At 69.0% G+C, this 12,657-nt stretch carries 8 protein-coding genes; 1 reads left to right on the forward strand and 7 read right to left on the reverse strand.

The annotated features are described in order from the left end of the window. The 7 genes from Q7P21_RS07055 to Q7P21_RS07085 form a co-directional block, all read right to left on the reverse strand. On the reverse strand, window positions 1-1,566 hold a 1,566-nt coding region (locus tag Q7P21_RS07055; RefSeq protein WP_304176396.1), incomplete at its 3' end, for a serine hydrolase. Beyond that, window positions 1,563-2,954: a tetratricopeptide repeat protein gene (locus tag Q7P21_RS07060; protein ID WP_304176397.1), complete on the reverse strand. Its 1,392-nt coding sequence runs from the start codon at window positions 2,952-2,954 to the stop codon at window positions 1,563-1,565. The genes Q7P21_RS07060 and Q7P21_RS07055, both read right to left, overlap by 4 nt. Window positions 2,955-2,958: 4 nt before the next feature. Continuing rightward, window positions 2,959-5,313 (reverse strand): TonB-dependent receptor, encoded by a 2,355-nt coding sequence (locus tag Q7P21_RS07065; protein WP_304176399.1) that lies wholly within the window; start codon window positions 5,311-5,313, stop codon window positions 2,959-2,961. Further along, window positions 5,314-6,204, reverse strand: coding sequence for a carbon-nitrogen hydrolase family protein (locus tag Q7P21_RS07070; protein ID WP_304176401.1), 891 nt, complete (start codon window positions 6,202-6,204; stop codon window positions 5,314-5,316). 79 nt (window positions 6,205-6,283) lie between these two features. Beyond that, entirely contained in the window at window positions 6,284-8,137 is a 1,854-nt protein-coding gene (locus Q7P21_RS07075; RefSeq protein ID WP_304166894.1) for a PLP-dependent aminotransferase family protein, read from the reverse strand. Window positions 8,138-8,210: 73 nt separating this feature from the next. Next, the gene (locus Q7P21_RS07080) at window positions 8,211-11,054 is read right to left on the reverse strand and encodes an amino acid permease (protein ID WP_304176403.1); all 2,844 of its coding nucleotides are present in this window, start codon (window positions 11,052-11,054) and stop codon (window positions 8,211-8,213) included. 34 nt (window positions 11,055-11,088) lie between these two features. Continuing rightward, entirely contained in the window at window positions 11,089-11,913 is an 825-nt protein-coding gene (locus tag Q7P21_RS07085) for an SDR family oxidoreductase (protein WP_304176405.1), read from the reverse strand. 101 nt (window positions 11,914-12,014) lie between these two features. On the opposite strand from Q7P21_RS07085, the gene Q7P21_RS07090 reads away from it, so the two are divergent. Then, window positions 12,015-12,647 carry a TetR/AcrR family transcriptional regulator gene (locus Q7P21_RS07090; RefSeq protein WP_304171006.1) on the forward strand — a complete coding sequence of 211 codons (633 nt, stop codon included), beginning with the start codon at window positions 12,015-12,017 and terminating at the stop codon, window positions 12,645-12,647. The last annotated feature ends 10 nt before the right edge of the window (window positions 12,648-12,657 follow it).

Genomic DNA, 12,657 nt, shown 5'->3' on the forward strand with positions numbered 1-12,657 from the left:
CCAGTCGAAGCGCCCCTCGTCCCCGAAGGCGTAGAACACCACGCCGTTGGGGAACATCACGAGGGAGATGCCGCCATAGCCCGACAGGAACGGCGTCCAGACCGGTCGCGCGCAGCCGATCAGGTCGGAGATGTCCCGGGCCCAGACGCCATGGGCGTAGCGGAACCTCGGCGAACCCGCCGGCCAGCCGGCCTCGACCCTTTGCAGCGCCTCGCCGATCAGCCTGGAATCGAACAACTCATCCTGCCGGGCCTGGTTGATCGGCGACAGGAACAGGCCAAGCCGCGCGGCGTCGTCGGGGCGCAGGAACAGGCCCCAGCCGGTGAAGGGCTGGCGGGCGGCGTCCAGAGTCCGGCGGGTTTCGTCGAGGGCTGGGCTGAGCTTCAGATCGCGCCAGATCGGTCGCAGCACCGCGTCATAGGGATCGCCGCCCACTGCGCCGGCCAGGGCCTCGCCCAGCAGGTAGCTGTCGGTCGTATGATAGACCCAGGTCCCGCCCGGCGCGGCCCGGCGCGGATAGTGACCGCAGGCGAAGGCCAGCTTCTCCGCGCGGGTCTGCGACAGGAAGAACCCCGCCATGTCGGTCGCGTCTTCATCCGCCTCATAGGCCTTGGCGCCATAGCGCCCGGTGGTCATGTCGAGCAGGTCCAGCGCGGTGACATCGGTCCAGGGATCGGCGGCTTGGCAGTCCGGGACGAGGCTCACCACAGGCCGCCGGGCCAGGCCAGGACGCTCCCGCTCCAACCGCATCAGGCCCAGCCCTCCGACCAGGGACTTGGCCAGGGAATAGGACGGCAGCAGCCGGCCTTCGCAGAAGGGGTCGACGCCGAACCGGGTCGGACAGGGCGCGGCGTAATTCACGCCGTCGGCCACCAGCCCATAGACCGCCTGGTCATCGCCTGAAGCCTGGGCCAGGGCGGCCAGGCTCACCCCGGGGTGTTTCGCGACCAGCTCCGCCAGGGGCCGAACGGGAGCCTGGGCCGCACGGGTCTCGCGGTCGCGGGCGATCCGGGCGTCGCGATCGGCCGGCGCGCCGGGGACGAACCGCGCCCGGGGCGCCGCCCAGGCGTCGAACTTGGAATAGAGACAGGTCTCCGCCCCGATCCGAACCTCTGCCCCCGACACGGCCCCGGCGGTCAGGACCAGGCGCAGCAGGCCGTTGTGGACGCAGTTGGCGTTGGTCTCGCGCAGGGCCACCGGCAGGACCGCCACATCGCCCTTCGCAGTCGACCAGACCCGGCCAGGTCCCACCGACCAGTCCCAGGCGGCCGATCCACCGCCCTCGGGAACCTCGGCGATCAACCGTCCGCCGTCATCGGCGACGCTCAGGGCGAGCGCCGGCCAGGCCAGGCGCAGATCGGGCCCCCGTGGCGGGTCATCGTCGCGCAGAACCTTGAGCCCGCCCGGCCGCGCGCCGAAGGTCAGGGTCAGGCGGCCCTCGAAGGGATGGGCCGGCGCCCGCGCCTCTGGCGGCGGTGTGAAGGCGGCCATGGTGGGGGGCGCGGCCCGCGCCGTCCCGGCCAGCAGCGCGGCGGCCAACAGCCCCAGGAACAGCGGCTGTCTCACGCCAGACCCTGGGCGCGCAGGCTCTGAGCCAGGGGCTGGAGTTCGGCCTCATAGCGACGCCACAGCGACAGGGAGTCCCGGTAGATGGGCCGCCGGACCTGGGCGGCGCTGGCGGTCGCCGCCGGTGCGGGATTGGCGTGGAAGTCCAGGCAGGCCGGCTCCCACGCCAGCCCCAGGCTTTCGACCAGGCGGCGGCTTTCTCCGGCCTGGTCGCCGACCAGGGTCTCGTAGTCGATCTCGACCATCCGGCCCGGCAGCACGGTCCGCCAATGGTCCATCAGCCGGTGATAGGCGCCGATATATTGGCCGAGGTCCGACTGGCTGTAGGAATAGGGACAGCCGGTGCGGAACAGGGTTTTCAAGAGGGCGTAGCCGTTGTCCATCGGATCGCGGCGGACATGGACGATCCGCGCCTCCGGCAGGCTGAGCGCGATCAGGCCGATATAGAGATAGTTGGCCGGGGTCTTGTCGATCACCAGCGGCGCCGCGCGGCCATAGGCGGTCAGGCTGTCGCGGTAGGTCTGCCCGAGGGCCGCGAAGTCCATGCGGCCGGACCGGGCGACCATGTCGCCCTTGTCCGTCGCCCGGCCCACGGTGCGCACCAGGGACAGGGCGAAATCACTGATCTCGCCCAGGCTCTCCACCTGGCTGTGGGCGCTGAGAATCCGGTCGACCAGGGTTGTGCCGCTGCGGGGCAGCCCCAGGACGAAGACCGGTCCTGAGGGCGCGTGGCGGCTGCGGACAGCGGCCATGGTCGCGGCGTCGAACACCTCGGCGATCTGGGCCATGGTCGCCAGATCAGCCTCGACGCGATAGCTCAGCAGGCTCCGTCGCCGCGCCGCGCCACGGGCCAGCCACGACCAGGACGCCGATGCGTCGCCCAGGTCCTCATATTGCTTGGCGAGCGCGTAGCAGAGCGCCGCCTCGGCGCCCGGGCGCCGCACCCGCTCCACCGCCGCCGCCATCTCAGCCAGATGGTTCTCGGCAGGGCTCCACCTGCGCAGCGTCGCGCGATTGTAGAAGGCGTCGCCGTCGGAGGGGTCCAGGGCGATGACCTGGTCGAAGGCGTGCTCGGCGCTGGCGAGATCCCCGCAGGCCACCAGCACAGAGCCCAGGTTGTAGAGCGCGCCTGGATCCCTGGGGGCCAGGGCCGCCGCCTGGCTGTAGCAGCGCAGGGCGTCCTCGAACCGGGCGTTGGCCATGAAGATCTCCCCCGCCGCCTGCAAGCCGCGCGCATCCCCGCTGAGCCCCGGCTCCAGCGCCAGTAGCCGGCGATTGGCCTCGTCCCGGCGGCCGGAATGAACGAGCGCCCGCACGGCCTCCAGCTCCCCGCGTCCGTCGCCGGACGCGGGTTGGCCGATCGATCGCGGGGCGCCCGGGTTGGTCATGACCTCAGAACGGATAGTCGAGGGTGAGGCCGACGGTGCGCGGCAGGGTGATCAGGTCCTTGGCGCCGTTGCCGTAATAGCCGTCGGCCGGATCGGTCCCCATGTAGCCTTCGGTGAACCGGCCGGTCACCCCGTCGGCGTTGAAGATGTTCTTCACGAACAGGGTCGCCGACCACTTGTCGAAGGTCGCGGTGGCCGAGGTGTTCCAGATCTGGAACGGCGCCAGGCCGACGTTCAGCCGCGTCGAGGTGGTGACCGCGTTGCGGGTGGCCGACTGGTAGTAGCCGTTCAGCCGGCCCGTCAGCACCACCCCGTTGGACAGGGTCATGGCGTGGTCGAGGGCGAAGGTCACCGCATGCTCGGCGGTGCCGGGCAGCCGCGCGCCCTTCCGCGCCACGGGCGTCAGGCTGCCGGTCGGGGGATAGGCGTTCTCGGTCAGCTTGGCGTCGGTATAGGTGTAGCCCAGGCTGTAGTGGACGCCTTCGAGACGGCCGTCGATCTGCGCCTCCAGGCCCTGTGAGCGCGCCGTGCCGCCGTTCTGGGCGACGAAGAAGCCCCAGTTCGGCGTCACCGTGTTGATCTGGATGTCCTTCCAGTCGACGTAGAACAGGGCGGCGTTATAGGTGATCCCGTGGCTGATCCCCTTCAGGCCGGCCTCGTAATTGACCACCCGGTCGGGGCCATACTGCTGCCAGCGGGCGTCCTCGGCATAGCGGCCGATGGTCGGCACGGCGTTGGCGCCGCCGCGCCGATAGCCCTCCGACACCGTCGCATAGGCCAGGCCCCGCTCCCCGAACTTCCAGGAGACATTGGCCTTGTAGAGCGCCTTGCTGTCCGACTTCTGGAAGCTGGCGTTGGTCGGCGCCGACAGCGACGTATAGACCGGCACGTCCATGAAGGTGTGGCTCTTGGACTGGTTGTCGAACCAGCGCACCCCGCCGGTGACCTGCAGCCGGTCATTGACGTGATAGGTCAGCTCGCCGAACAGGGCCTTGTCGGTGAAGTCCTCGTGGCGGTCATAGGCGAAGTCCTGGTCCGACTGCACCTCGGCCTTGAAGGCCGGATAGGCCGCGTCCCACCACCGCTTGAACCCGCGCAGATAGCTGGCCTGGGTCGCGCCCAGCTTCTGCTTCTCGTAGAAGCCGCCGACCACGTAGTCGAGCGGTCCCTTGGTCTGGGAGACCAGCCGGATCTCCTCGATGAAGGCGCGGTCGGAATAGCTGCGGACCGCCGAGGCCATCGGGCGCGGGAAGTTGTAGTAGAAGGATAGCCAGCCGTTCTTGGCGTAGTAGCCGGTGTTCTCGCTGACGCTGTCGCCGTGGTGGTCGTAGGACGAGGTCGATGAGGTCAGGGTGGCGAAGCCCAGGTCGACCGTGGTCTCCAGGGCGGTCAGGCTGACCTCCCGCGACGAGGGCTCAAGCTGCACCGAGCCGTTGTCGTACTTGCCATAGACGTGGCCGTAGCCGTCCACGCCCCGGGTCACCTGGCGGCGGCCGCCGATGTCGTCCGACTGGCGCGCATAGGACAACGTCATGTCCAGCCATTCGGCGGGCTGCACCCGCAGGGCCGCGCGGCCATACTTGATATTGACGGTGTCGGCGTCCTTCTTGGTCTCATAGACCGCTGCGGAGGACAGCACGCCGTTGGGCGCCACGGGCGCGCCGGTGGAGTCCAGCTTGTAGATGTTCACGTAGTCGGTCAGGCCCGGATAGTCCTGGATGCTGCCGGTGATCCGCAGGGCCACCTTGTCGCCGAGCGGAATGTTGATCGTGCCGTCCCCGGCCCAGCCGAGCCCGCCGGAGCCCGTGACCTGGGAGGTCGTGGCGCTGACCTTGCCGCCGAATTGGCCGAGCTCGGGCGCGTGCAGGATGTAGCGGATGGTGCCGCCCAGCGAGCCCGAGCCATAGAGCGTACCCTGGGGTCCGCGCAGCACCTCGACCCGGTCGACATCCTTCAGGGCGAAATTGGCGAACAGCGGGGTGTCGTTGACATAGCTGGACACCGGGGCGACGGCCGAGACCGCGTAGTCGCCGAGGATGGCGCTGTCGACGTTAAGGCCCCGGATCTGGATGCTGTTGGACACCCCCTGGTTCCGGTAGCCGCGATCGACCACCGAGACCCCCGGCACCGTGCGCAGCAGTTCGGCGGTGCTCTGGACCTTGGCCTGGTCGATGGCCTGGCCCGACACCGCCGAGATATTATAGGGCACGTCGAGCACCCGTTCCTCGCGCCGGGTGGCGGTGACCACCACCTCGGCGACCGTGGCGTCGGCCGCCGGCTTGGCGGCCTCGGCGAGCGCCTGGGACGCCATCAGGGACAACGACACAGCGGTCGTCGCCATCAACATGGATCTGAACATCTACCCCTCCGTCTGATCTTGAATCTTGAGCGGCGCCGGCGGCGCCAGGCCTTGCGGCTTCTCGAGCGGGCCCAGGACGGCCAGGGACGCGGACACCGCGCCCTCGCGATAGGGCGGGAAGCTCGCAGGACCGTCGCGATAGCTCTTCAACACCTGGCCCAGGCCGTGCCAGCCGCGCTCCCGGACCCGGCGCACATGGGCGAGGTCCAGCTCCACGGCGATGATGTCCCGGCCCGACCCGGCCTCGTAGATCACCTCGCCGCCCGGCCCGAACACCGCCGAGCGGCCATTGCCCAGGTGGCCGGCCAGGTTCACGTCGACGAAATAGCACTGGTTCTGGGCGGCGCTGGCCCGGGCGATCGCCAGTTCGACATCGCGGTCGATGGTGTTGGTCATGCCCGGGTGCAGGATCACCTCGGCGCCCATCCAGGCCAGGGTCCGGGTCGTCTCCGGGAACCACATGTCGTAGCAGATCGACACCCCGATCCGGCCGACCTGGGGAATGTCGAACACCATGCATTCGGCGCCGGCCGCGACCCCCGCCTCATAGGGTCGGAACGGGTAGATCTTGCGGTACTTGAGCACCACCTCGCCGTTCGGATCGATCACCGGGCAGGTGTTGTAGATCACCCCATCCACCCGCTCGAAGATCGAGCCGCCGACCAGCCAGACCCGGTTATCCCGGGCGATGGCCCGCAGACGCGTCTCGGCGACGCCGCCCGGATCCTGGGCGTGGACCACCGAGGGACCATAGGCGCTCAGCTCTCCGATCAGGACGAGATCCACCCAGGACAGACGCCGCTTGGTCGCGGCGACCTCGTCGGCGATCCTGTCCAGATTGTCCCCCGCCTGCAGATCGAGCTGCAGACCGGCGACGGCCAGATGCGACATGCGAAAGTCCCTTCAACGCGTCTTGTGAAGAGACAGTGACGGTCGGGCGACGCCTCGCGTAGGACCAGATTAGCTCAATCTATGGGGCCAGATTTTCGACTTCAGTTGTGTCGCTCAACGCCGCCAGAGGCTTAATGATCCCGCGGTTGAACAGCAGGTGGTCGTCGCGGTACCAGCGGATCTGGTCGCCCTCGACCACGGTCAGGAAGCGCGCGGTCTCGCCATAGGACCACTCTGTCCAGCGGCGGCACCAATAGTCCCCCTCCATCCACCAGGCCCCGACATCGCAGTCCTCGTGGGCGTAGCCGGCCTTGCCGACCAGCCGACCGTCGGGCAGCACATCGACCTCGTAGGGATCGCCATAGGCCGTGCGGCAGAGCAGCTTGGCCCCGGCGATCAGGGCCTGGAGATCGCCGCCCGCCAGCCAGGTCGGTCGGGCCGGATCCAACCGGTCCAGACGCGGCTGGGTCAGACTCTGGACCACCTGGGCCAGGACCGCGACCCCCTCGCGGATACGCGCGCGCGGTATGCCCGTCACCCCCATGCGGAAGCAGTTCTCGGCCCGGGCGGCGGTGGAATAGAACCGGTCGGCGGGTTCGATCAGCACGCCGCGCTTGGCCGCTTCATTGGCCAGTTGCCGGGCCGAGAGATCGGGAGGGCCTTCGACCCATATGGCCGACCCGTTGGCCCGGGGATCAATCGCGACCAGTTGGGGCAGGTGATAGTTCAAGGCGTCGCGCAGGGCGTTCAGACGCTCATGCAGGGTCCGGTGCTGGCGGCCCAGGATCGCGTCATAGTGGCCTAGGGACAGGAAGAAGGCGGCCGTTCGCTGGGCGGCGCGAGGCGCCGGGCCGGAGACCAGGGTCCGCAGGCGGCGCAGCTCGCGGATCAGGTCGGCGTCGCCGACGATGAAGCCCAGGCCAAGGCCTGGGCTCAGCACATCGCAGAGGTCGGCGACATAGATCACCCGCCCCCCGCGATCCATGCTGCGCAGGGCGGGCGCGGCCTGGTCGGCGAAGCCGCCGCTGGCGGCCAGGTCATATTCCACCACCAACAGATCGGACTGCTCCGCCCGGTCGAGCAGCGCCTTGCAGCGGATCGACGACAGCCTCGCCCCGGTGGGCAGCTGACAGGCCGGGGTGACGAAGACCAGGTCGGCCGCGCCCAGGCGCTCATCGACGACCATGCCCTGGGCGTCGACCGGAACGGCGATGATGTCGGCGCCCTGGAGGCGCAGCAGATGGGTCAAGTCCGGCGGGCCTGGCTCCTCCACCGCCACCGGCGCCCCCCGGCCGACCAGGGCGCGCGCCAATAGGCTGAAGGCCTCCCGCCGACCGCCGACCACCAGCACCTCCTCGCTGGTCGCCTGGAGGCCGCGGCGTGGCAACACCTTGGTGCGGATCTCGTGGATCAGGCGCGGGTCATCGGCCTCCCCGCCGTCCTGGCTCCATTCGGCGAATTCCTGGGCCTGGAGGGTCGAGCGGACCGCGTCACGCCACTCGGCGCCGGGCGACAGCGAGGCGTCATAGGCGCCGTCGAGGAAGGGATAGGGATTGAGCTCCCAGCTCGGCGGCGGCCGACCCTCGACATCCACCCGAACCACCGCCTGCAGCCGGGCGCGCCAAGGCGCCGAGGGCGACACAGGCCGGCTCGCCCGGTCACGTCCGGGCCGGACGGCCTCGAACAGGGCGTCGCTGACGAAGACCCCACTGCGCTCCCGGCCCGACAGATAACCGTCGGCGACCAGCTGTTGATAGACCAGGGTCACGGTGTTGCGGGCGATGTCGAGGTCCCGCGACAATCGCCGCGAGGACGGCATCCGCACGCCGGGCTCCAGACTGGCGGAGACGATCGCGTCGATGATCCTTTGCCGCAGCTGGGACTGCAGGGTCTGGGGGCTGGCGGGGTCGAGATAGAAGACAACCGCCGCCATGATGCGCTCCCAGCCATTGCTCTGGCCCCATCATAGAGGCGCCTCTGGCGCCAAGGCCAGCCGCGCGAAAGGCTCAGCCCGGTGGCGGCGGGCCTGCGCGGTCGCGATCAAGCGGCTGATAGAGCGCATCGCTCGGATCGGGCCAACCGAACGCTTCCCGCACTTCTGACAGCACCCGGCGATAGACGTTCACGTCGACATAGTTGGCGTGGCGCGGGCTATCGACATAGGTCGAGGCGCCGCGCAGGTCGGGCGCGGCCTGCGCCTTCATCCGCCGCCAGATCTCCAGGTTCGCGCCGGACTGCTCGAGCACGGCGTCCATCGCCACCATCTGCGCCATCTCGTCGAAGCGCTGATAGCCGGCCGAGGCGAACTCGACATAGCCGACGACGGCCAGGCCGCGCAGGCGCCGGTGGAAGATGTTGAGATAGAGCTGCGGTCGCCCCTGCTTCCAGTCGAACAGAGCCTCATCGAGGAAGGGCATGCGGTAGTCGTAGCCGGTGGCGAACAACACCATGTCGAAGGCCTCGACCGAGCCGTCCTTGAAGACCGCGCCCGTCTCGCTGAACGACACGACGTCCTCCTTGGCGGTCAGGTCGCCATGGGCCAGATAGTGCAGGATCTGGGTGTTCATGATCGGGTGCGACTGCATCGCCTTGTGGTCCGGCGCCTTCAGGCCATAGCGGGTCAGGTCGCCGACGATGGCGCCCAGCATCTTGTCCGGATCGTCGGGGATCACCACGCCCTTGGGCGGATGGACGCCGCCGCCCAGGAACACATCGGTCGGCACGCCGAACATGTGCTTGGGCACGAAGTGATAGCCCCGTCGCAGGCTGATGAAGGCCTTGCCGGCGTGGCGCGCGGCGTCGCAGGCGATGTCGACCCCAGAATTGCCGGCGCCGACGATCAACACGCGCTTGCCCGTGAACTCCGCCGGCCTCCGATAGGTGACCGCGTGGCGGACCTCGCCCTGGAACCGCTCAAGTCCGGGATAGGTCGGCAGGCTGGGATGCCAGGTGACCCCGTTGGCGACGACAAGCCCCTGATAGGTGCGGGTCTCGCCGTTCGACAGCTCCACCCGCCAGCCGTCCCGCGCATCCTCCCCCAAGGGCGTGGCCTTCACCACCTCGACCCCGAAGGTGATCTTGTCCTTCAGGCCGAAGCGGGCGGCGAAGTCGCGGATATAGGCGAGCAGCTGGCGGTGGTCGGGATAGTCCGGGTAGCTCTCCGGCATGGGCGCGCCGAAGAAGGCGGAGGTGTATTTGGACGAGATGAAGTGGGCGGACTCGTACATCGATGAGCCGGGATTCTCGACGTCCCAGATGCCGCCGACATCGCTGTGACGCTCGAACTGATCATAGGGGACGCCGGCCAGGGTGAAGGCGCGCGCGGTCAGCAGGCCGCAGGGGCCGCCGCCGATGATGCAGTAGCGGCCGTCGAACGCGACCTTGGGGATTTCACGCGCACTATCGGCCCGCAGGTGGGTCTCGGCCAAGACGCTGTAGGCCTTGGCCCGATAGCGCCGCATCCAGGCGGCGAAGCCCAGGCCGAAGGCCACGGTCACCGCGAACAGCCAGGGCAGGCTGGCCATCTGCGGCAAGGTCGATGAGACCAGCAGGCTGAAGTTCTGCGCCACCAGAGCCGCCGCGATGATCAGGCCCACGGCGCCGGCCGCCGCCGCGCCCAGCACCGCCCACTGGCCCGCGGAGCGACCGCGCCACAGGTAGGCGAAGATCGCCGTGCCGGCCATGGCCTGGATCAGGATGATGCCGAAGGTGCCAAGCCCGATCAGGGCCGGGATCAGGGACAGATAGGGATCGAGCCGGGTCATGCCGAAGACCGCGACACCGGCCAGGGTGATCAGGCTGACCGCCAGGCTGGCGTTGGAGGGCGCGTAGCGGGCCGGATGGAACTTGCCCAACACAGGCGGCAACAGCTTCTCGCGGCTGAGCGCGAAGAGGTAGCGGGCGGCGGCGTTGTGCAGGGCCAGATAGGAGGCCAGCAGCGAGGTGATGACCAGGAGGCCCATGATCTGCTCGACCGTGTCGCCGACATAGCGGCCGGTGAGGTTCAGCATGAAGGCGCCGCCCTCGGCGGTCGCGGCGCGGCTGGCGTCTTCCGCCCCCACCGCCCCGACGGTCAGCCATGCGGTGACGAGATAGAATATCCCGATCAGGATCACCGAGGCATAGGTGGCGATCGGTATGCTGCGGGTCGGTTCCTCCGCCTCCTCGCCATAGAGGGCGGCGGATTCAAAGCCGATGAACGAGGTGAAGGTGATCATCAGCCCGACACCCAGGCCGGGCCCGATCACGGCGCCAGGCGCGAAGGCGGCCAGCGGCAGAGCGTGCCAGCCCTTGGCCATCAGGACCGCGACGTCGAACACGGCCAGCACCCCGACCTCGGCCGCCATCAGCACGCCGAGCACCTTGGAGGACAGGTCGATCGACCGGTAGCCCAGCACCGCCACGATGGCGATCCCGCCCAGGGCGATCAGCAGCCACGAGACATGAAGACCGGCGCCGCTTGCGGCGAGCGCGCCGAAATATCCCAGGAATGCGGCCAGGCCCACCGTATAGGCGACATAGGCCAGCATGGCCGTGAAGGCCGCCGACACCCCGATCGGCTTGCCCAGCCCCTTGGCGACATAGGTGTAGAAGGCGCCGGTGCTGACGACGCGCCGGCTGATCGCGGCATAGCCGACCGAGAAGCACAGCAGGGTCAGGCCCGCGAACAGGAAGGCCGCCGGCGTCGCCGCGCCGAGGCCCCGGCTGAGCGCGATCGGCAGATTGCCGACCATCGCCGCCAGCGGGGCGGCGGCGGCCACCACCAGGAAGATGATCTTCTGGGTCGACAGGAACTTCCGTCGCTTGCCGGTCTCGAACTTGCGCGCCGCGGCGCGGACAGCGTCGTCCATCTGGGTCTCCGGGTGTCTTGGGGTCGGGTGGCGACTAGAGCGGCGGGGCGGCGGTCAGACCGCGGGACTTCAGGAAGCGCTTCAGCCCCTGTTCCCCCTGCTTGACGAAGTGCGGCAGGACCGTCGGCATCAGGGCGGGAAAGGCGCAGATGAGGCGGGCCAGAAGCGCGTCGCCCGCCGGCAGGGAGACCTCGATCCGGCTCCCGTCCATGGCTTTCATCGCGGCTGCGGCCACCTGATCGGCGGTGAGAACGTCCGGGTTCAGGAAGTTCAGGACCGAACCGCCGTGGGTCGCCTCATAGCGCAGCATCGGCGTGTCGACGGCGCCTGGGAACAGGCTGCGGACCTTCACGCCGGCCGGCTCCAGTTCCTGGGCCAGAGCGATCAGCAGGCCCCGCAGCCCGAACTTCGAGGCGCTGTAGGCGGCGCTCCCGGGCAGGGCCACCATGCCCGCCGCCGAGACGATCGACAGGATGCAGCCTTGCCGCTCCGCGCGGAACCGCTGGGCCGCCGCATGGGTCAGGCGCAGGGGCGCCACGAGGTTGACCGCCATGTGCAGGGCGACATCGTCATAGGCCAGGTCCGCATAGTCGCCGGGCCGAATGACGCCGGCGTTGTTCACCAGGACGCTCAGGTCGGGGGTCGCGCCGATGAGTTCGGCGACCGCCTCCAGGTCCTCCGGTTTCGTGAGATCGGCCCGGTGCGCCCGGATGCGGTCGGGCGCTGCGCGCGCCGCCGCCTCGAGGCGGTCAGCGTCGATATCGACCAGCAGGAGATCGAATCCGCGCTCCAGGAACCTGGCCGAAAGCGCCGTCGCGATGGCGCCCGCTCCACCGGTGATCAAAGCCGTTCGCGCCATCGGAAACCCCCAAACCGCCCGCCGTGTCCCGGTCGGCCTAATATGTGATAGTATGTCATATTAAAATTGGCAAGCGCCGGCCGCTTGAGCTAGGAAGCCCCATGACCGAGGTGAAAGCCCCGCGCCGGCGGCGGGCGACCCAGACGCGATCCAAGGCCACCGTGCAGAGAATTCTGGACGCGGCGACGGACCTGATCGTGGAACGGGGCGCCCAGGGCGTGACCATGAGCGAGATCGCCAAGCGGGCCGATCTGGTGATCGGCTCGCTCTATCAATATTTTGCCGACCGCTCGGCGATCTGCCGGGCCATTCTCATCCGGCACCAGGCGGAAGCACGCACCCTGCTCCACCACTATGTCGCCGGCGTCCAGACTCTGGAGGCCTTGACGGAAGCCCTAAGCCTCTCGTTCGACGCCTATTTCGAACTGCTGCAAAAGGACCGGCTGATCATCGGTCTGTGGGCCATCGTCCAGACCGACCCGGAGCTCCAGGCGCTCGACCTCGAGGACAGCCTGCAAAACGCGCGCTACCTCGCGGGCGTCGCCGCTCCCATGCTGCCGGGCGTCGACCTGAATCGCCTGGTCGCCACCTGCGTCATGCTGATCCAGTTCTCGCTCTATGCCGGGCGTTTGGCGCGAGACGTGCCCGACCCGATCGCGGGCGAGATCCCGGCGACCTACAAGGCGATGTTCCTGGACAGTCTGGCGTCTCTCCAGCGGCCGCGCCAGACATGATGTCAGCTCA

Source organism: Phenylobacterium aquaticum (assembly GCF_947378715.1).
Classification (GTDB): Bacteria; Pseudomonadota; Alphaproteobacteria; order Caulobacterales; family Caulobacteraceae; genus Phenylobacterium; species Phenylobacterium aquaticum_A.